Origin of the sequence: Pseudochrobactrum albidum (assembly GCF_051851455.1) — a bacterium.
GTDB lineage: Bacteria > Pseudomonadota > Alphaproteobacteria > Rhizobiales > Rhizobiaceae > Pseudochrobactrum.
This window is the reverse complement of sequence record NZ_JBPVTR010000015.1, coordinates 64059-84884: the sequence shown is the minus strand read 5'-3', so window position 1 is coordinate 84884 and position 20826 is coordinate 64059. Positions and strand designations below refer to the sequence as shown.

The 20826-nt window shown below is 51.1% G+C and carries 20 protein-coding genes and 1 riboswitch; of the genes, 2 read left to right on the top strand and 18 right to left on the bottom strand.

Features of this window, described 5'->3' with window-relative positions; all coding sequences use genetic code 11:
- Nucleotides 1-120 precede the first annotated feature (120 nt).
- The 12 genes from ACSTTO_RS01745 to ACSTTO_RS01690 form a co-directional block, all read right to left on the bottom strand.
- Nucleotides 121-1029, bottom strand: a complete 909-nt coding sequence (locus ACSTTO_RS01745) for an acyltransferase family protein (protein WP_439271382.1) — start codon at nt 1027-1029, stop codon at nt 121-123.
- Between the two features lie 176 nt (nt 1030-1205).
- Nucleotides 1206-1892: a lysozyme inhibitor LprI family protein gene (locus ACSTTO_RS01740; protein ID WP_439271381.1), complete on the bottom strand. Its 687-nt coding sequence runs from the start codon at nt 1890-1892 to the stop codon at nt 1206-1208.
- Between the two features lie 188 nt (nt 1893-2080).
- A complete protein-coding gene (locus tag ACSTTO_RS01735; RefSeq protein ID WP_439271380.1) occupies nt 2081-3373 on the bottom strand; it encodes an acyl-CoA thioesterase/bile acid-CoA:amino acid N-acyltransferase family protein in 1293 nt (430 codons plus the stop codon).
- 10 nt (nt 3374-3383) lie between these two features.
- Nucleotides 3384-4952: an ABC transporter substrate-binding protein gene (locus ACSTTO_RS01730; RefSeq protein ID WP_439271379.1), complete on the bottom strand. Its 1569-nt coding sequence runs from the start codon at nt 4950-4952 to the stop codon at nt 3384-3386.
- Nucleotides 4953-4979: 27 nt separating this feature from the next.
- The gene (locus tag ACSTTO_RS01725) at nt 4980-5996 is read right to left on the bottom strand and encodes an ABC transporter ATP-binding protein (protein ID WP_439271377.1); all 1017 of its coding nucleotides are present in this window, start codon (nt 5994-5996) and stop codon (nt 4980-4982) included.
- Nucleotides 5993-6997, bottom strand: coding sequence for an ABC transporter ATP-binding protein (locus tag ACSTTO_RS01720; RefSeq protein WP_439271376.1), 1005 nt, complete (start codon nt 6995-6997; stop codon nt 5993-5995). The genes ACSTTO_RS01725 and ACSTTO_RS01720 overlap by 4 nt, the downstream gene beginning before the upstream one ends.
- Entirely contained in the window at nt 6994-7893 is a 900-nt protein-coding gene (locus tag ACSTTO_RS01715; RefSeq protein ID WP_439271375.1) for an ABC transporter permease, read from the bottom strand. Before ACSTTO_RS01715 ends, ACSTTO_RS01720 begins: the two co-directional genes overlap by 4 nt.
- Nucleotides 7890-8870: an ABC transporter permease gene (locus ACSTTO_RS01710; protein WP_439271374.1), complete on the bottom strand. Its 981-nt coding sequence runs from the start codon at nt 8868-8870 to the stop codon at nt 7890-7892. The genes ACSTTO_RS01715 and ACSTTO_RS01710 overlap by 4 nt, the downstream gene beginning before the upstream one ends.
- Nucleotides 8867-10324 (bottom strand): NAD(P)-binding domain-containing protein, encoded by a 1458-nt coding sequence (locus ACSTTO_RS01705; RefSeq protein ID WP_439271373.1) that lies wholly within the window; start codon nt 10322-10324, stop codon nt 8867-8869. Before ACSTTO_RS01705 ends, ACSTTO_RS01710 begins: the two co-directional genes overlap by 4 nt.
- A 2-nt stretch (nt 10325-10326) precedes the next feature.
- Nucleotides 10327-11313, bottom strand: coding sequence for a LysR family transcriptional regulator (locus ACSTTO_RS01700; RefSeq protein ID WP_439271371.1), 987 nt, complete (start codon nt 11311-11313; stop codon nt 10327-10329).
- A gap of 59 nt (nt 11314-11372) precedes the next feature.
- Nucleotides 11373-11945, bottom strand: coding sequence for a peroxidase-related enzyme (locus ACSTTO_RS01695; RefSeq protein WP_439271369.1), 573 nt, complete (start codon nt 11943-11945; stop codon nt 11373-11375).
- The gene (locus ACSTTO_RS01690) at nt 11945-12442 is read right to left on the bottom strand and encodes a hypothetical protein (protein WP_439271368.1); all 498 of its coding nucleotides are present in this window, start codon (nt 12440-12442) and stop codon (nt 11945-11947) included. Before ACSTTO_RS01690 ends, ACSTTO_RS01695 begins: the two co-directional genes overlap by 1 nt.
- A 393-nt stretch (nt 12443-12835) precedes the next feature.
- Here ACSTTO_RS01690 and ACSTTO_RS01685 point away from each other — a divergent pair, with 393 nt between their 5' ends.
- Nucleotides 12836-13939 carry a PLP-dependent cysteine synthase family protein gene (locus ACSTTO_RS01685; RefSeq protein WP_439271367.1) on the top strand — a complete coding sequence of 368 codons (1104 nt, stop codon included), beginning with the start codon at nt 12836-12838 and terminating at the stop codon, nt 13937-13939.
- Between the two features lie 51 nt (nt 13940-13990).
- On the opposite strand, the gene ACSTTO_RS01680 is transcribed toward ACSTTO_RS01685, so the two are convergent.
- The 6 genes from ACSTTO_RS01680 to ACSTTO_RS01655 form a co-directional block, all read right to left on the bottom strand.
- Nucleotides 13991-14602, bottom strand: coding sequence for an ATP-dependent Clp protease proteolytic subunit (locus ACSTTO_RS01680; protein ID WP_439271366.1), 612 nt, complete (start codon nt 14600-14602; stop codon nt 13991-13993).
- A 47-nt stretch (nt 14603-14649) separates the two neighbouring features.
- The gene (locus tag ACSTTO_RS01675; protein ID WP_439271365.1) at nt 14650-15003 is read right to left on the bottom strand and encodes an SRPBCC family protein; all 354 of its coding nucleotides are present in this window, start codon (nt 15001-15003) and stop codon (nt 14650-14652) included.
- A complete protein-coding gene (locus ACSTTO_RS01670) occupies nt 15000-15314 on the bottom strand; it encodes an ArsR/SmtB family transcription factor (RefSeq protein WP_439271364.1) in 315 nt (104 codons plus the stop codon). Before ACSTTO_RS01670 ends, ACSTTO_RS01675 begins: the two co-directional genes overlap by 4 nt.
- 136 nt (nt 15315-15450) lie before the next feature.
- A complete protein-coding gene (locus ACSTTO_RS01665; protein ID WP_439271363.1) occupies nt 15451-16728 on the bottom strand; it encodes an LLM class flavin-dependent oxidoreductase in 1278 nt (425 codons plus the stop codon).
- Nucleotides 16728-17507, bottom strand: coding sequence for a 3-oxoacyl-ACP reductase (locus tag ACSTTO_RS01660; RefSeq protein WP_439271362.1), 780 nt, complete (start codon nt 17505-17507; stop codon nt 16728-16730). Before ACSTTO_RS01660 ends, ACSTTO_RS01665 begins: the two co-directional genes overlap by 1 nt.
- Nucleotides 17508-17589: 82 nt before the next feature.
- Nucleotides 17590-17688, bottom strand: a riboswitch (TPP riboswitch).
- Between the two features lie 103 nt (nt 17689-17791).
- Nucleotides 17792-19342, bottom strand: a complete 1551-nt coding sequence (locus ACSTTO_RS01655) for an acetolactate synthase large subunit (protein ID WP_439271361.1) — start codon at nt 19340-19342, stop codon at nt 17792-17794.
- A 509-nt stretch (nt 19343-19851) separates the two neighbouring features.
- Between ACSTTO_RS01655 and ACSTTO_RS01650 the strand changes: the two genes are divergently transcribed.
- Nucleotides 19852-20805: a TAXI family TRAP transporter solute-binding subunit gene (locus ACSTTO_RS01650; RefSeq protein WP_439271360.1), complete on the top strand. Its 954-nt coding sequence runs from the start codon at nt 19852-19854 to the stop codon at nt 20803-20805.
- Nucleotides 20806-20826 lie beyond the last annotated feature (21 nt).

The following is a 20826-nucleotide window of genomic DNA, read 5'->3' as shown; positions in this document are numbered from 1 at the left end:
ACAGTGGAAAATATGGCTCAATCCGCCGCATCTGCGCCGGCGACAACCAAAACAAATCACTCATAGCAACGCCTCCTGACGTCGCCATTGAATCAACTCACCACTCGTCATGCAACCAATTTAATAGGTCCTGAGCCTAATTATAATCTTGGAGAGCAAACCAAGAAAAGCCAGATGCGTGAGATAGATTGTATAAGAAGCATTACCTATCAGGCTGAAAATTTTCAATTTTTCTGTTTTAAAGCCGCTTTTCTCATAAGAGACAGCGCCCAAAATAAGCAGGCCAAAACTGATAGCATAAGCAATCTGCAAATAATTATAACCAACGCCATGGCTTTCTGAAATATATATAAGAACGAACAAAACAAGACCCGCCGGCAAGGCTGGTTTAAGATTGATTGTGCTGAGTTTTTGAAAGGCATAAAAGGCCGCCATTCCGATGACGAAATTAAAATTTAGCGGCGAAAAATATGTTGTTAAAGGTGACCTTGAGCCCTCATCGGCATATTGAAAAATAAATCCTCCAATGATCAGCCACATAGATAAAACAATAAGGCCAAACGCCCTGTTTAAAATGAGTGTTGCGAAAACCAGATAGAAAGCAACTTCATGAATTAAAGTCCATGCCGGCGTGATTGGGAGCTCAAAACTATCAAGCCGGATGAGAAAAATTGCAGCAACCCAGTTACGCGCAGTTTGCGGAATAATGCCCGCACTTCCGAACCCCAGTGCTACCAGACTGCAAAAAATCGCAGTATAGAGCCAATAGACGGGAAAAAGCCGTATAAACCGTTTTAACAAATAATCTGAAACATGATTGAGGTGATTAATATCTTTGTGATGGGCATAAAGAATGATAAAGCCTGATAAAACAAAGAAAAAATCTACACCTAAATTGCCGCGATGTGTGAAATTTAAAAAAACGGCATCATTTAAATAACGGGAATTGCCAAGCAATAAGGAAAGATGAAAGGCAACAACGGCCATAGCAGCCAGGCCACGCCCCTGTTGTAAGCTTAATAATTGCATTTTTTATGCATCACAAAATCTTTTAAATTCTCAAGAGTTTCAAAAAGAACAAATTTTCACCAGCTAATCAATTCGAAAATTTAAACGGTTAAATATTTTATATTATTTAAATAATAAGTTCTCCGGATATGATCATGAAGATCATACCCGGAGACTTCATGGCTATAATAGAATAATTATTGATATTCCTTGCAGTATTTTGGTGCAGCAGCACCAATCTGTGCACAGCCCTGTTTAATTTCTTCAATCATAAGATTGCAGCTGTTTTCAACATTACAGGGCGGATGGCTGCTTGAAGACATTTCGAGACAGCGATCAGCAATTTCCTTTGCCTTGGCAGCGCCCACAGCCTGTGAACAGGCGCCCTTGTTCATATCTGCAGTTTTATGCGCAGGGGAAGATACCTGTGTTGATGCAGCTTTTTGAGAAGCGGATGTTTTTGCGTGCGGCACACAGGCGAGATCCCCCTCCCCGCATTGCATCTGATCACGCAAATCAAGAATGCGTTGACTGGTAAGGGATGTGACACAGGCCGCCTTCAGTGACGGCGCCACCGAACCGCCGGCATAAGGAGCTGTGCGAAAAGCACATTCCTTATCACGAAAGACAATCCATGCTCTTTGTGCATTGCGCAGGTTTTGTTTATCGGCCTCAGCCAGCCTGCCCATCAAATTCTTATAAATAATATTAAGCTGATTATCTGCATTTTTTTCATCATTACCAAAGCAGGAAGTGATTTCCGACTGGGTCTGCAACTGGCTGCAATCCTGCGCATTGGCATTATCGGAGCCGGATATAAAAAACAGGCTCGCCGCCGCCAAAGCAGCGGCGAATATATTGCCCTGAATATATTTTATAATCATCCGGAAAGTCTCCCCACTTGGACAATAAGCGATGATTATAAATATAGTACATAATTTGACAAGATATAAACATTTATAAAAAGAATATGTCTGTTTTATGTTTTAGCATAGTTATAATTATCTTGGATGCAGTACAGACAGGCACGGATGGGGTGCTGTTTTTTGAGAAATTTACCGGTCAATAATATTCATCCTGTTTCAGACTGCGGGCTGCACTGTGCTAAAAACTTTAATACAGCCTGCCATGATTGAGCATTGGCCTGTGCATTGGCCGATGGCTCACCGCCCATTGTAGTCAAATTGCCATTTACCGGATGAGCATGCACAATCTGCGTGGCCGGAACATAGGGAAACAGGATGGAATGGCCTGCTTGCGGCAGATTATACCATTCAACCGGATAAGGATGATGAGCTGCCAGCAGGCTTGATTGCACCAGCAGCGAATAATAATCAGATGGCCATGCACCATCATCGCCGCCGGAAATCAGCATCACAGGGCCGGCAATTTTCTCCACCGGAATGCGTGCTTTTCGCATCGCTTCCGGATCGGCAAGAGCCGTGCGCATTGCGGCACTGTTACGGCGCGGTTGCGGCCCTTCATCATAGGGTTTCCAGCTTGCAAAGCGGTTATTATCCCAGATATGGGTTAATGGTTTGCCCTGATAAAGCCAGCACGGGCCGTCACGCCCTGAAGCCGGATCGGCCGCCGCCTGCCCGCCATGTACAAAGGCGCTTGGGACATAGGCAATCACCGCTGAGACTTTCTCAGGAAAAACCGTGCCGAGCAATAATACCAGTTCGCCACCGCGTGACTGGCCGCTGATGGCTACAAAATCATTTTTTGGCTTCACGGTCTCACGCAGCCAGTCCAGCCCTTTCTCAAAATATTCCAGCGGGGTATTGGAAATATATCGGGGCAGACCTTCCACACCAAAATAGCCAAGCGCAAAAGCATGAAACCCGTGCGAGGCATAAAGTGCGGCGCGCGGCTCGTTAATACCGCCGCCGGAACCATTCATAATCATAATTGCAGGCCGCGCATCACAACCCGGCGCCCGGTAAAGCGTGCCGACAAGGCCGTTTACCCGCACTTCCTCGCGGGTCACGCCATCTGCCATCAACTTTTGTACAAGCAACGTTTCATGGCTGTCATCATCACTAAGGGCGGTGATTTTGGTTTCAATCGGGCGTGACAAATCCTGATGAAACAGGGGCAACATGCCCTGCCCGTCATGCTTCTGCGACCAGATCAGCCCCATAGCGGAAACACCCTGATAACTGCCGGATAGCGGTGCATCGCGGGTTAAATCAACCACTCCTTGCGCATCAGCGGCAAAACTTGCCTCGCTTGTCCAGTCATGGCCGTTGCGGTTTGTCAGGGTTTTGATTGTTATCCGTGCCTGTGGCTTTGCGCCGGATATGATAATCCGGCGCTCCACATCAATCAGCCCGCTGCGGGGCTCAACTGATATTCTGAGCATTTTGTGATCCTCAATCAGCTTTGATCTTGCTGACCTGCATGGCAACGGTGCGGTCACTATTCCACGGTACAACTTTCAGATCATCGCGCGATGCCCAGATGTTCTTATAATGAAACAGCGGAATAATGCCGACCTCACCCATCACGGTTTTAACCGCATCGCGGATAATCCCTTCACGCTTGGCATTATCAAATTCTGACGTTGCATCGGCCAGTGCCTTGTCCAGCGCCGCACTGCTATAATGCCCCCAATTGGAAGCGCCCAGACCTTTTTCCTTATTTGGCGTTGCCAGAATAGAGGTCATGGCATAGGTGCCCTCGCCGGTGCCATTGCCCCAGCCAATCATGGTCATGGCATATTCATTTTTGTTGGCACTGCCGGAATAAACCGAGAAAGGCACCACCTCCACCTGTGTTTCCACACCGATGCGCGTCCAGAACTGGGCAAGAGCCTGTGCGGTTTCAGGGCCTTGCGGATAACGGTCGCTTGGCACATGAACGGTCATTTTAAAACCATCCGGATAACCTGCCTCAGCCAGCAATTCTTTGGCCTTTTTGGCATCAAACGGAATATCCTTTGTCTCCGGATCATAACCGAATGTGCCCTCCGGCATCCATTGATTGGCAATGGTGGCGCCTCCTTGCATGATGCGGCTGACAAGCGCCTCACGATTGATTGCCAATGTCAGCGCTTCCCGCACTTTTTGATTGAGCAGCGGATTTTCCTTCAGCGGCTGACCGGCTTTATCGGTAATATATTTTGATGGTGCAGGGTTAAAGCTTGGCTGCATGATCAGCACACGCAGACCCGGATAGGCATAGACTTTTACGCCTTCTGATTTTTCCAGTCTGGCAATATCAGCCACAGAGACCTTGTCAATCACATCCACATCTCCGGCCAGCAATGCCGCAGTGCGCGCTGCCGGATTGGCAATATAGCGATAGGTAACATTGTCCCATTCAGGCTTGTCGCCCCAGTAATTTTCATTGCGCTTCATCAAAACACGGTCGCCTGGTGTATAGCCAATCCATTGATAGGCGCCATTGGTGACCATGGCCTTGCCGCTATTATAATCCTCTGTTGTAGATTTCTCGCCCACATGTTTGCTGACAATATAAAGGCTGGACAAGCTCACCGGCAAAAGCGGATCAGGCACAGTGGTTTTGACCAGCAAATGATGGTCATCCCTGATCTCCACCTTGTCGACCGTGCGGATAAAACCTTTGACACTGGCAACGCTGCCCGGCACATCGCGGGCACGGTCATAGGAAAAAGCCACATCCTCTGCCACGACCGGCTTGCCGTCCGACCATACAGCATGATCATGCAGGGTAAACTCCCAGGTCAGCGGATCAATATTGCGCCATGATTTAGCAACGCCAGGCTGCATATTCAGCGCATCCTTACCGGTCAGGCCGCTCCAGAAATGCTGCGCAACAGAATGATCCCCGGCATGATTGTTCAGTTGCGGATCGATGGATGAAAGCGGATCGGCAAAGCCGATACGTAAATCTTCTGCCAGAGCGCCGGCAGAAAACAAACAAGTGGTCATTGCAAGGGCAGCGAACAGATTTTTCATGTGTTTAACTCCTTTGGGGCGGCTTGGTCAGTGTGAGGTAGAGCCCTCATTGAGATGGCAGGCGCTTGAGTGCTGCGGGCCAATTTGCTTCAGGGCTGGCCGTTCAGTCCGGCATCTGTCAAAAGCAAACGGGCAACGCGGGTGAAAATGGCAGCCTGCAGGCGGATTGATCGGGCTTGGAATTTCGCCCTTGATGGCAGAATAGGTTTTGCGACGCTGACTAAGATCAGGCACTTCCGCCAGTAGCATTTGGGTATATGGATGATTGGGGCGGGCAAAAAATTCTTCTGCCGGCGCATCCTCAACCACGCGGCCCAAATACATGATCAGCACACGGTCACAAATATGGCGCACCGCACGCAGATCATGGCTGATAAACAGATAGGTCAGATCCAGTTCCTGACGCAGATCCATGAACAGATTGAGAATTTGCGCCTGAATGGAAACATCAAGCGCTGCAATCGATTCATCACATACCAGAAACCGCGGATTAAGCGCCAAGGCCCGCGCAATACTGATACGCTGACGCTGCCCGCCGGAAAACTGGTGCGGAAAACGCATACGCACTGCCGGATCAAGACCAACACGGCGCAGCTGCTCACATATATAATCATCAAGCCCTGAGCGGTCGGTCAAACCATGCACAAGCGGTGCTTCCCCCACCGCCTTGTCAATGCGCTTACGCGGATTAAGGCTTGCCTGCGGATCCTGAAAAATCATCTGCACATCAAGATGCGTTTTATTTTCCCGCAAGGGTGCCTTGCCATAAATTTTCACTTCACCCTTGCTGGGGCGCATGAGGCCTGCGGCAATGCGGCCAAGCGTGGATTTGCCGGAACCGGATTCTCCCACAAGGCCAACAAATTCACCGGCGCGGATATTAAGGCTGATACCATCCAGCGCATGAACAACAGGGCGCGGGCGCGAAAGCCCGAGCCGCTCTGCAAGCACAGAGCCGCTACCGCCAAAGCGTTTTTCAACCATATGCATTTGCAAAACAAGGTTTTGATCTTGTGGCGGCTTTTGCATAATCGGCTTATTCATGGCTGCATCTCCTGACGCATTGCGGCTTTTGTTGGGGCATTGCCTGCCGGATGAAAACAACGGAAATGATGACCATCACCACCGCTCAATGGCGGCTGTTCCCGACAGGCCTGATCCGCAAAACTGCAGCGGGCAGCAAAGGCACAACCTTTCGGAGGGTGAAACATATTAGGCGCGATGCCAGGTATTTGCTGCAAGCGGCTGCCGGGTTTGGCATTGCCGGGCAGGCTGCCGATCAAACCTGCCGTATAGGGATGGCGGGGAGAGTCCAGCACATCCCCCACCTTGCCGGTTTCCACAATACGCCCGGCATACATGACCGATAATGTGTCAGCGATACCGGCAACCACCGATAAATCATGGGTAATCCAGATCAGCGCCATATTGGTGGCTTTAACCAGAGCCTGCACCTGTGCCAGAATTTGCGACTGGATGGAAACATCCAGCGCGGTGGTGGGTTCATCAGCAATGATGAGATCCGGCTTATTGAGCATGGCAATGGCAAGTGCCACACGCTGGCGCATACCGCCGGATAATTGATGCGGATAGGCATCGAGCCTGCTTTCAGGGCTTGGCACACCGGTTGCACCCAGCATATCACGGGCGCGGGCGCGGGCTTGCGCATAGTTGATTTTCTCATGCGCCTGCACAGTTTCAATCATCTGTTCGGCAATGCGCAGCACCGGATTGAGTGTCATCATCGGATCCTGAAACACCATGGCAATACGGTTGCCCTGCAAATGGCGCAGTTGTTTTGCAGAGAATTTGCTGATGTCCTGTCCTTTGAACAGGATTTCGCCTGAAACAATACGCCCCGGCTTGTCTATCAGCCCGAGAATTGAAAATCCGGTGACAGATTTGCCGGAGCCGGATTCCCCCACAAGCCCCATGGTCTGCCCTGCCTGCAGGGTAAAAGAAACATCTTCCACCGCATGCAGCACGCCGGCACCGGTGTAAAACCTTGTGCAGAGATTGCGCACATCAAGAAGATAATTATTCATGATAAGGCCCTCGGATTAAACACATCGCGCAGGCGGTCGGCCACAAGGTTGATCGCAACAATCGAGATCAGCAAGGCAAGGCCCGGAAAGAAGCTGATCCAGTAATCACCCGACAACATATATTGGAACCCGTTGGCCACCAGTAGCCCGAGTGAGGGTTCGGTTACCGGCACGCCAAGCCCCAGAAAGCTCAATGTGGCCTCAAGAGTAATGGCGCGGGCAATCTGCAAGGTGCCGATTACAATCAAGGGGGGCAGGCAGTTTGGCAGAATATGGCCAAGCAGAATGCGTATGGGAGAAAGACCAAGCCCGCGGGCAGATTCCACATAATCGCGCCGGCTCTCCACCATGGCTTGCCCGCGGGCGGTGCGTGCATAATAGGCCCATTCCAGAAACACCAGTGTAATCACCACATTGCCGACACCACGGCCAAAAAAGGCCAGCATCAACAGCGCCACCAGAATGGATGGCAGCGCCATTACCAGATCAACAAGGCGCATCAGGATTGCATCGGTTTTGCCGCCTGTATAAGCAGCCACAAGCCCCAGAACCGTGCCGATAATGCCCGCCAGTGTGGCCGAGCCAATGCCCACAACAAGGCTGGTGCGCAATCCGTAAAGAATGGCGGAGAATAAATCACGCCCCTGCCCGTCTGTGCCAAGCCAATAGGTGTAGCCAAATGTCATATTGGTTTCACCGGGCGCAAGGCGCGCATCCAGCACATCAACAGCCATCATGTCATAGGGATCTTGCGGCGCAATCCAGGGCGCAAAAACTGCCGCAGCAGCAATAAGCACACACAGAACAAGCCCTAAGACGGCAAGCGGCGAGTGCAGGAACATACGGATATGTTCAGCAAAAGGGGAATGTGGCGGTTTTATCATGGAAACTGTCATCTGCCCGCCTCCGTTCTGATGCGCGGATCAAGCACACGGTAGAGAATATCGACGATAAGATTGATGGTAACAAACAAGGTGACCACCACCAGAAGATAGGCAACAACCACCGGGCGATCGAGCGCGTTGATACTGTCGAGAATAAGCTTGCCGGCACCCGGCCATGCAAAAATATTCTCCGTTACCACGGCAAAGGCAACGGTTGAGCCAAATTCAATGCCAAGCACCGTCACCAGAGGGATGGTGACATTGCGCAAAATATGCCGCCGGATAACCCGCAGGGGCGACAGGCCTTTGGCGCGGGCAAAACGCACATAGTCAAGCGATTTAACCTCGCGCACACCGGCATTTGTCAGCCTTATAACCAGAGACACTTTAAACAATGCCAGATTGATTGCCGGCAACACCATATGGCGCAAGCCGTCAAAGGTGAGAAAAGACCATTCCGCCCCGAATAAACGCACCGTGGCGCCGCGCCCGCTGGCAGGCAAAATCCCCAGCGAGACACTGAAAGTCATGATTAATAACAGCCCCACCCAGAAAGTCGGCAGCGAAAAACCCAGAATACTGGCAGTGGTGATCAGCTTCGCAAATGGATTTTCAGGTTTTAAGCCGGCAAACAAGCCCAAAGGAATGCCGATTAATATGGCAATAATCATGGCCATTACCGCCAGTTCCAGCGTGGCGGGCAAACGTTGCAAAATCAGCGTAACAGCCGGTGTGTTATAGACAAAACTGGTGCCGAGATCACCCTGCAGGGCACTTGTTAAAAACAGCCAATATTGCTGCCATACGGGCAGATCGAGACCGAGACGGGCAATCAGTTCTGCACGGTCTGCCTGTGTGGCATCGGGCGCCAGCAAAATATCAGCCGGATTGCCAATCATATGCAGCCCCAGAAACACGATCACCGACATGACCGCGAGCACAATCACGGCCTGTATTAATCGTTTTATGAGCCAGAGAGAAAAATTCATGCCAGCGCCCCGGCTTCACTCTGGTCATAATGAGCGGCCTCTGCCCATTCGTCACCAAAAACCTCCGGCTCCCCATAATTACGGGCATTGGCAAAATGCGTATCAATATCCTCTTGATAAAGTGTTGCGCAAATGCCTTGTGACAGGCGCTGCGCCCCTTCGCTGATGGACGGGATATCACCGGATACGGCGCCGTGAGACATCATGGCCGGATAACAGAAACAATGAATGCGCGAGAGGCCTTCGGCATCAACACCGGCTTTGGGCAGAAATTCAAATGCCGGCCCCAAATCCGGCGATTCAGTCAATGCGCGGTCTTCATCGCCATTTAAAGGGGCAAGGCGTTCTGCCCAGATCCGCACCTTGCCGGCAATTTTTGCCAGAAAGGCCTTTTGCTGCCAATCAATCCTAAAGCCGGTGGAGGCAATAACAAAATCAAACAGCCTGCGGCCTTTTGGCGTGGTGATCTCGATCTTGTCACCTTTTACCGTGATTTTTTCCAGTGATGCGCCCAGTTGAAAAAATGCATTTTCATGACGGCTGACCCGTAATACGCTGGCACGCGGCGGCGGCACCTGCTCAGCGCCAATATAGCTGTAAATGGCCAGTTTTTTACGGTCATCAAGATTTTGCATACCGTAAACAGAGCCGGGATTGCCCATACCCTTGCCGCGATTGATGCGCGGAATATCCTTGCGGCGAATAAGCAGATCAACGCGCGCGGCTCCCGCCTCCAATGCGGTTGCGGCACTATCCATGGCTGATGCACCGGCGCCAATCACGGCAACGGCCTTGCCCCTGAGCAGGCTGTAATCATTTTCATCTGATGAATGTGCCCAGAATTGCTTGGGCAAAGTGCGAATAATCTCCGGCACATAAGGCCCGCCAAGGCCGTCGCGGCCAGTGGCAAGCACCACATGGCGCGCATAGATAATCTTACTGCCCTGTGGTGTCTCCACATCAAGAACAGCAAAACCTGCCTGCGGGGTGATCATGCTGATGTGGTGCTCATTGCAGAGCTCAATATTGAGCACCTCACGATACCATCGCAGATAATCCATCCATTGCAGGCGCGGAATTTTATCCAGTCTTTCCCATTCATCCGCACCAAATTGCGCGGTGAACCATGCGCGGAATGTGAGTGAAGGAATGCCGATGGCAGGCCCTGTGAGACTTTTGGGCGAGCGCAATGTTTCCATACGTGCCGTTGTTGCCCAGGGGCCTTCAAAACCTTTTGGCCGTGCATCAAAAATAACAGTGCGGATGCCCAGATGTTTCAGGGAAGCTGCTGCAGCCAAGCCTGCCATGCCGCCGCCGATAATCGCCACATCAAGCAATGTCTTGCCTGCTGCCTGTTTAACCGGCACCCATTCCTTGGCCGGCAAGGTCAGATAATCCAGATCACGGGCAACAAGTTTATTCAATTCTTCAAGAGAAGACGGAAAATTCTGCATGGTCAATCCTCCAGCAATGCAAGCCGGGTAATCAGTGATTGGTGTTCTTCAGGGGCGTGAATTTTAAAACCCGGCACCAGGGCATGTGCCGCCTGTTGCAGCGCATTGATCAGCTCAATCGCGGTATCGCTCAAACTCACCGCATTATGGCTGATCACGCCAAAGCAATAGGGAATATTCTCTTCCAGCGGCAAAATGGTAATACCGTCAAGCGGTGTGCCGGCAGATGTGACCGGCTCCACAATGCCAATCGTGCCGGCAGGCCCGCCGGCACCGGCACGGATCAGGGCAAGCGCATTCATAGTGGAATTGGTGCGGATCAGGCCGCCGGTTTCAATCTTGTTGTTTTTCAGGGTGCGGCGGATACGTGCCGGCAGCCCGCGGCTGTTTGACATTTCCACAAGGGTGCGGCTTTTAACAACAGATAGCGGTACCTTGCCGGTTTCTTTGGCCAGGGGATCATCAGAGCGCACCGCCAAAACACAAGGCGCGCAGCCAAACCAGTGGGTTGTCTGATCGCGATGCTGTAACGGCAATGATGTCGCGCCAATATCCGCATCATTGGACAAGACAGAATTGCGCACCCGCTCCGGCGTATCAGTTTGCACGGTGATACGGCGCGCACCCTGTGCACCGGCTGCATGGCTGAGCTTGCTCCATGCATGGGGTAACAGGCCAAAAGCCAGCGCGGATATGCATGCAATACGCACCGGCCTTGTGCGCAGATCTGCCACCTCCCGCGCGCGATCCCATATTTCCGCAATACTGCCCAAGGCACGTTCCACATCATCACGCAGCAACATGCCTTGCGAGGTGAGAACCAGCCGCTGGCCGGTACGCACAAATAATTTTTGCCCAAGATCGCGTTCCAGATCCTGAATAATACGGCTGACGGAAGGCTGTGACAGTTGCAGCCGTTTGGCAGCAGCGGTTACGCTGCCAAGGGTTGCAACTTCCAGATAGGCCTCCAGAGCCTTTAAATTGCGCATGACTTCTCCCTGCCGTTGTTACAGACAGTCATTGATGCAGTAAAAAAGAGCTTTAAAAATTATTTGACCGGATCGCCCAGCACATGCATCAGCCGGTTTGCCCAGCCAAACATTGCCGTTGAAAGCACCAGATCAACAGCTTCTTCCTTGTTCAGCCCCTGATCATGCAGGTTTTGTGCATCTGATGCGGTTACTTGTGGCGGAAACTGTGAGAGCTTGCGGGAAAAATCAAAAATTGCCTGATTTTTCGGGTCGAGTTTTGATTTTTCACCCTCAAAAAACAATTTATCTGTCACGCTTTCATCACGGCTTAGTTGTGCATGGCGCTGCGCATGAACAGCCGCGCAATAAATGCAGCGATTGACAACCGATGCACCAAGTGCGCCCAATTCACGCTCGGCACGCCCCAAACCGCCCTTGCCATACATCACGGCATTAAACAGCGGCGAGCGAATATTCAGGCTTTCCGGATCATGCGCAAGCACCAGTACATAATCAGAAATCTTGGTATTGGATGGTGTTACTTTCAATGCATCCAATTGCGCGGGGGTGGCTTCAGCCAGCACAACCGGTTTGACACGCGGGCGCCACACCGGCACGGTTTTGGTAAATTTATGAATGATCCCGCTCATCAGGCCTGCCCTCCCTCAACCAATGATGCAAGGCCTGCGACCACACGAATCTGATAGGCGAGAAAAGCGTTTAATTCACACAGCCGCACAATATCGGCATCGGCAATGCCGGCCTGTTGCAATGCGGCAATATCTTCAGCCGCAACCGCCTTGGTATTATTGGCCACCTTATCCGTAAAACCTGCGATTTGTTTCAGCGGCATATCTGCCGGTGTAAAATCCGGATCAGCAAGATCTGCATAGGCTGATCCGGCAGTGTTTTCGCCATAAAATGCCGCAAGAAACGGATTATCATTGGCACTCGCTATCCTTGCGGCCAATGCAGCACGCAGTGCATGCGGCCATGCACCGGCTTCAGCCGGTTGCAGCACAGCCGCCTGCGCCTGACGCGTCATGGCAAACACATCCTGACGCGCTGTCAAAGCTTCAAAAGGCGGTGTATGAACATCATCGCCGGCAAGCCAGAGGCTTACGGTCTCCAGAACAGATTTTTTCATGTCGTTCCCCTGACAATGCTGCTGTTTGGGTTATCAACCATTTTGCAGGCAGATTTTTTTGCCTGATAAATTAGTTGTTTTATGGATGAAGCATTGTCGTTTATTCATTTTTCAAATAACCTGTCACCGTCAGTTAAAGCTGTCAACCCATTTTCTGGCAGACAGCTGATTTTATCATTCCTCAAGGCACGCGGGCAGCTTAGGGGAAAGGTGCTGCTACAGGCACAAGCCTGATAAATTTTGCAAGCAGCATGAGAGGCTTATGAATGTAGTGGGAAAAAAATTATGGCGAAGGATAAAAAAACCAATTACCTCGTCAGTGATAAAAGATTTTTTTAAAATATTGCAGATGTCTGAAAATCTGCAGAGACTGAATGATAAAGGGGAATTTAAATGGGCAGAATTATTCAGCGCAACCAAGCAGCGCCCTGCCACATGCAATGGCGCAATCGTGCGATTGCAACGATTGAGGCTGATTTTAACCGTTCTGCAGATACACATCTTATCCGTGTCGATCTTCCTGAATTTGACGGGATTACGCTTTATCTCAAGGATGAATCGAGCCACCCGACCGGCAGCCTGAAACACCGCCTGGCACGCTCATTGTTTCTCTTTGCTATTTGTAACGGCAAAATCGGCCCTGAAACCACAATTGTTGAAGCTTCAAGCGGTTCAACAGCGGTATCGGAGGCTTATTTTGCCCGTATGCTCAATCTGCCTTTTGTTGCCGTGATGCCGCGCACCACCTCGCGGGAAAAGATTGCAGCCATTGAATTTTATGGCGGGCGTCCGCATCTGGTGGATGATCCGAAAAGTGTCTATGATGCCGCAAGACAGGTCGCTGAAGAGACCACCGGCTATTATATTGATCAGTTTACCTATGCGGAACGCGCGACTGACTGGCGCGGTAACAATAATATTGCCGATTCAATTTTCTGCCAGATGCAACATGAAGAGCATCCGAACCCGCGCTGGATTGTTGCAGGCGCCGGAACCGGCGGCACATCGGCAACACTTGGCCGCTATATACGTTATAAAAAACTTGATACACGCCTGTGCGTGGCGGATCCGGAGGGTTCGGTTTTCCACCAGCATTTTCAGGATCGCAATATAACAGAGATTGAAGCCTGCAAATCCATGATTGAAGGCATCGGCCGTCCGCGCGTTGAGCCGTCCTTCATTCCGGAAGTGGTGGATTGCATGGTTGCGGTTCCGGATGCGGCCAGCCTTGCCGCGCAGCGCCTGATCAGCGATGTATTGGGACGTGCCTGCGGCGGTTCTACCGGCACCAATATATGGGCCTGTGCCTTGCTGATTTCCGATATGGTCAGGCGGGGGGAAAGCGGCTCGGTTGTGACATTATTATGCGACCATGGTGACCGCTACCGTTCCACCTATTTCAATGATGACTGGGTTAAAAGTAACGGCTTTGATATTGAGCCTTATCTGCAAAAATTGCGCGGCTTTTTCTACGCAGGGCAATTGATTGAAGAATAAGCAAAAAGCCTGTGATATATGCCTATATATCACAGGCTTTTCAGGGCGGATTTATGCCGAAATTGCCTCTTCACGCGTTTGCAAAATCCGGTCAATCAGGCCCCATTCCAATGCTTCCTGTGCATCCATAAAACGGTCGCGATCCATTGCTGTTTCAAAATCTTCATAGCTGCGCCCGCAATGTTCAACGTAAAGCCGTGTCATTCGTTGTTTGGTTTTCAGAATTTCTTCGGCATGGATAAGAATATCCGATGCCTGCCCCTGATAACCGCCGGAAGGCTGATGCACCAGAATACTGGCATTAGGCAGTGCAGCCCGATGCCCCGCCTCTCCCGCCATCAGCAAAAAAGAGCCCATGGAGCGCGCAGTTCCCATGCATAATGTGTGCACCGGCGCGCGGATGTAACGCATCGTATCATAAATTGCGAGGCCGCTTGTTACCACGCCGCCCGGAGAATTAATGTAGAAATGCACCGGCTTATGCGGATTTTCCGCCTCCAGAAACAACAATTGTGCGCAGATAAGTGCTGATACGGTATCATTCACTTCACCATTGAGAAAAATGATCCGCTCCCGCAGCAAGCGGGAATAAATGTCAAAGGAACGCTCGCCTTTGGCGGATTGTTCTATAACCACGGGGACGAGTTGCATCGTTTCGCGCATTGGCAAATTCCGTTTGCTCAAATAAAAGATTGACGGGTAAAACAGGCTCAGGCAGCGCGCATAAGCTGCATATTATTGCTGTTGGCAGCATGGATGATTGCCTGCTGATCGCGCGCATCATCAAGTTGATGCACAATGCGCAGCCGTGTGCCGCCCGCACCATTTGGCGCAATAACAAACCGCACCGTACTTTCCAGATGCGGCGGGGCATTGTCGCGCAGCCTGTAGCACACCTCCTCACCGGGAATGATTGCCGTGGCCTCGGGGCTGCTCAGATCTGCATCCGGCAACCAGTGTTTGCGAAATTCAGCCATGCTGATTGCACGCCAGACTTTTTGCGGCGGTTCGCAAAAATCATATTCCAGCGTAATATCATTTTCGTCCATATCTGCACTGGTCATTGATCCATATCCTTCAACAGGGTCTTCAAGGCTTCAATCCGGGCAGGCCAATAAGCACGATATCTGGCCAGCCATTGGGCAATCTGCACCAATCCTTGCGGATCCACCTCATAATTGACAAAGCGACCCTGCCGCTGCTCGCGCACCAATTGGGCAGAGCGCAATACAGCAAGATGCTGCGACATGGCAGGCTGGCTTATCTGCATACCCTCGCGCAGAGCTGTTGCATTCATGCGGCCGGCTGCCAGTTTTTCAAAAATCGCACGGCGGGTTGGATCAGCCAGTGCGCGAAAAATATCATTCTCATTCATAACAATCACATAAGTCTATGCTTATGTGATTCGCAAGTATAATTATGCGCAAATGCCGGTTTTGTGATAAGCAAACAAAAGCCCGCCGCAGCGTTTCACTACGACGGGGGATGAGGCACAAAATATAATCGGGTTTTTACACCCCCAGATGGTCGCGCAGCGTGCTCGTCTTATATTCCGTTCTGAACAGCCCGCGTTTTTGCAAAACCGGCACCACCTGCTCAACAAAATCCTCAATTGAGGATGGCAGGGACGGCGGCATAAGGTTGAAACCATCTGCCCCTTCGTTGCGCCACCAAAGCTCCATCTGATCGGCAATCATCTCTGGTGTGCCCACAATGGTGCAATGGCCGCCACCTGCCGCCAGCCGGCCAAGCAATTGCCGCAAGGTTGGCTGTTCTGTTTCAATAATCCGCAGGATTGTAGCATAGCGCCCTTTAGGCCCTGTAAAATCTTCAAGCGGCGGCAGTGCCGGTACGGGTGCATCCAGTGCCCAATCCGAGCAATCCTGCCCGATAAACATGCCAAGCTGGCGCAAGGAATCTGCCGTTGGCAGCAATTCATCAAGCTGTTGCTGTTTGGCTCTGGCCTCATCCATTGTGGATGCCACATAGGTTACAAGCCCCGGCATAACCGGTATGCCTGCAGCCCGCCCTGCAAGCTTGGCCCGGCGCTGAATATCACGATAATAATCTTGTGCCGCCGGCAGGTCATAAGCCACTGCATAAATCGCCTCGGCCTTGATTGCGGCCAGTGCCCTGCCCTGCTCCGATGCACCGGCCTGAAACAGCACCGGATGCCCTTGCGGCGGGCGCGGGATCGTTAAAGGCCCCTGCGTTGAGAAATGCGCGCCTTTATGGTTGATGGCGCGCAGACCATCTTTGCGCGCATAATCACCGGAGCGGTCACAGATAATTGTATCAGCATCCCATGAATCCCATAATTTCTGCACCGCCTCAATAAATTCTTCCGCGCGATTATAGCGCCATTCATGGGGCGGCATGCTCTCATAACCATGATTGCGCGCCTCGCTGTCAAACATCGAGGTCACAACATTCCAGCCGATGCGCCCTTTTGATAAGTGATCAAGGGATGCCAGGCTGCGTGCGGCATGAAAAGGTGTGCTAAATGTGCTGGAAATGGTGCTGATCAGCCCGATTTTTTCGGTGACACCGGTTAATGCAGCCAGCAGGGTCAGGGGATCAAAATAACTGCGCGGGCCATCGGCAATATTATCTATTGCATGCCAATCAGCAAAAAATACCGCATCAAATTTGCCGCGCTCAGCAATCTGCGCCAGATTGGCATAATAGCTGATATCACTGAGTTTCTCGACCGCAGACTGCGGATGACGCCATGCCGCACGGTGATGCCCGCAACCGAAGATGAACAGGTTAAGATGCATTTTCCGCATTAGTTTTTCACCAATCCGCCATCAACAACAAGGTTTTGACCGGTTACGGAACGCGCCCAGGGCGAGGCAAAAAACAAGGCCGTATCGGCAAATTCTGCAGGGGTGGTCACACGGCGCAGCGGCGTGGCAGAGGCAATATAATCAAAGACTGCCTCCGGTGTGGCGGCAGAGGCATCGGTTGTGCGCAGTAACCCGCCCGATAGCATATTGACAGTGATATTCTTCTCGCCAAGTTCTTGTGCCAAAGTGCGGGTCAGCGACAAAAGCGCCGCCTTGGCTGCGGTGTAATCATGATATGGCACCACCGGATTTTGAAAAAGATTTGTGCCAATATTAATAATACGGCCAAACCCTGCCTGTTCCATACCCGCAAGTGCTGCCTGTGTGGTATTGAGCGCACCGCGCACAATGCCTTCCATCTGCTGATTGATCTGCTCCCAGCTGATCACATCGGCATGGGCACGGGCATCCCCGTTAAAACTGAATGCCGGCAAGGCATTATTGACCACAGTTGTCACCGGCATGGCAAAATGCTGTTGCGCTGTTGCAAACATTGCTGCAACGGCGCTTTTATCTGTTACATCAGCCTGTATGGCCAATGTTTTTTCCGGCGCCAGCGCGGCCAGTTGTTGCGCTGCATCTGCGCTTTTGTGATAATTGATCACAACCTGAGCCCCTTCACCCAAAAATGCCTTGACGAGAGCACAGCCCAGGCCACGTGCACCGCCGGTAACAAGAACAAGCTGCCGGTGAAGCGGAAGCAAAACAGGATCAGACATGATAATTCCCTCGTCTTGAAATTGAACAGACAATTTAAAATTGACCGGACAAAGGGAATAAGGGCTTGCACTGCATAAATGCAGTAAGGCGCACAGACATCCCTTCGCCAGTATGAGCTGGATCAGGTTCAACGGGTTTAAAATCTCAGCCCTGCAAAACAGGACACCCCGTGTCATTGCCATCAGACCTAACAAGTTTATCCGCACCGGACAAGACTGAAAGGATGGTATATGCCGGAAATATTTGAGGGGTTGCGGCAGGAAATCCTGCCGCAACATGATTTTTAAATCAGGGCTTCGATCAAAAACGGACCTTTACGCCTGCTTGCGGCAGCAAAAAGATCGGCAAATTGCTCGGCCGTTGTGGCACGTGCACCTTCAACGCCCACACCTTTGGCGAGGCTTACCCAGTCAATTGACGGCTCAACCAGATCAAACATACGTTGTGCATTGCGCCCTGGTGCGCCGGCGCCAACATTCTGCAATTCGCCATGCAAAATTGCATAACGCTGATTGGCAAAAATTATCGTGATAATGTTCAGATTCTCACGGGCATGCGTCCACAGCGCCTGCATTGTATACATACCGCTGCCATCTGCCTGTAGCGCCACCACCTGACGATCGGGGCAGGCAACCGCAGCACCTGTTGCCAATGGCAGGCCTATACCGATTGCGCCGCCGGTCAGTTGCAGAAAATCATGCGGCGCTGATTGGTGTGTAAGCGTAAACATATTGCGGCCGGAGGTGATGGATTCATCAATTATAATTGCATCCTCCGGCAGAAGGGACGCAACAATTGCGCTGATTTTATCATCATCAAGCGCACCTGAAGGCATAATCTTTTCACCACGCTGATTAAGCAATGGTGTGATTGATGCCGGAATATGCATTTCATCAGCCAGTGCCTGCAAAGCATAGAGCTGATCATCAGCCTCGCCGGCATAATCGACCACGGCACAACCCTCCGGCAGAAAGGTGCTCGGCTTGCCGGGATAGGCGAAAAAGGCAACCGGAATTTTGGCGCCAAGCAGCACAACCTGTTCAATATCCGCAAGATCAGCCAGAGCATCATCCACACGATAGAGCACACGATTGACCGCAACACGCCCTGCCCCGCGCTCAATACGGCCATTGGATTGCTGCGCCAGAAGGCGCGCGCCGGAAATTTGTGCAATACGGCTGGCAATTTCCAGCGCATTGGCACGCAGAGCATAATTGCCAAGCAGAATGAGCGTGCGCTTGCCATTGCGCAATGCTTTGGCAGCCTCGCGCACGGCTTCAGGGCTGACCTTGCGCCGCTCAGGCAGGGCAAGAGGCTGCACAATCTGTTGCGGCGCCTTGCTCCAGGCCGTATCTGCCGGCAAAATAAGTGTTGCCACCTGGCCGGGTGCAGAACAGGCCGCGGCAAAGGCCTCAGCCGTATCTGCGGATATATCCTGCGCGGATTTTGATGTTTTTACCCAGCCGGAAACCGGACGCGCCAGCGATTCAATATCACTGGTCAGGGGCGCATCATATTTGAGATGATAGGTTGCATGATCGCCGACAATATTAACAACCGGCGTTCTGGCGCGTTTGGCATTGTGCAGATTGGCAATTCCGTTGCCAAGGCCGGAACCAAGATGCAGCAATGTTGCCGCCGGTTTATCCGCCATCCGGCCATAACCGTCTGCAGCTCCTGTAACCACCCCCTCAAACAGACCCAGTACACAGCGCATTTGCGGCTTGTTATCCAGCGCGGCCACAAAATGCATTTCCGATGTGCCGGGATTGGCAAAGCATACATCAATCCCATGCGCTAGCAATGTGTCGCAAAGGCTATCAGCACCGTTCATTTCTCACTCCCATTATGCTTACAGCCCGTAAAAATTTGCGTAAATTGAATATGGCACGCAATACGGGCGCCTATCAGCTATATCCGGCTTTGCAATAGTGCTGCAAGCTATAGGGAAAAATTATTCCGGTGCGGAAACAGTTCGTTCCGGCAAGCTTATGCACAAGTGATATCAGCAATTAGTTGCAATAAAATCATAAGCTTATAGCTAAAAACGTCCTATGGCGGCTTTATAAGCGCAAATGTCATAAAATTTTTGTTGCACAATATAAAACATTCATAAAAAATTGCCGGCATATCAGAGCCATTATTCCGGTATCCGCACATTGTCGGATGACCCGGAATGAATATGGCTCTTTTACTGTATAAAATATCCTGATTATGCTATCTGGCCGGTATCTCTGCTCCGCCAGACGCAGACAAGATATGGCAGACCATTGCGCCTTATATTTCCAAGGAGGGTATCAGGCGATACAAACGGGCTGTCAAACGCAGATTATGGAGGGTTTCATGGGTTATATGAGCAAAAAGACACTTTTGTCAGCTCTTGCTGCGGTCACGATGACATTTGCCGCTGCGGAAGCAAAGGCACAGGATTTCATCAATATCCTGACCGGTGGTACGAGCGGCGTCTATTATCCGATGGGTGTTGCACTGGAAAAAATCTATTCTGAAATTCCGGATGTGCGCCCGTCTGTGCAGGCCACCAAAGCTTCGATTGAAAATATCAATCTGATCAATAGTGGCCGCGGCGAACTTGCTTTCACACTGGGCGATTCCCTGCGTGATGCATGGGAAGGCAATGCAGAGGCCGGTTTTAAGAAAAAACTGGAAAATATCAGCACGCTGGCTGCGATCTATCCAAATTATGTGCAGATTGTCGCCTCCAAGGAATCCGGCATTAAAACGCTGGCTGATCTGAAAGGCAAACGTCTTTCTGTTGGCGCGCCAAAATCCGGCACCGAGCTTAATGCTAAAACCATTCTTGGCGCAGCAGGGCTTTCTTATGATGACCTTGGCAAGGTGGAATATCTTCCCTTTGCTGAATCTGTTGAGCTGATGAAAAACCGCCAGCTTGATGCAACCCTGCAGTCTTCCGGTCTTGGTGTTGCTTCCCTGCGTGACCTTGCCAATGCTGTTGACATCAATGTTGTTGAAGTGCCGGCTGAAATTGTTGAGAAAATCGGATCGCCTTATCAGGTAAACACAATTCCTGCCAACACCTATACCGGTCAGGATAAGGATGTGACCACCGCTTCGGTGATCAATTATCTTATTGTTCGTCCGGATATGGATGAAGAACTGGTCTATCAGATGACCAAGCGCCTGTTTGAAAATCTTGATCAGCTTGCCGCTGCCCATTCGGCTGCAAAAATGATCAAGCTTGATAAGAATACCATTGTATCGCCAACCCCAATTCATCCGGGTGCCATACGGTATTATAAAGAAAAAGGCATTGAATAAGCACTTTTAAAACTTGAAAGC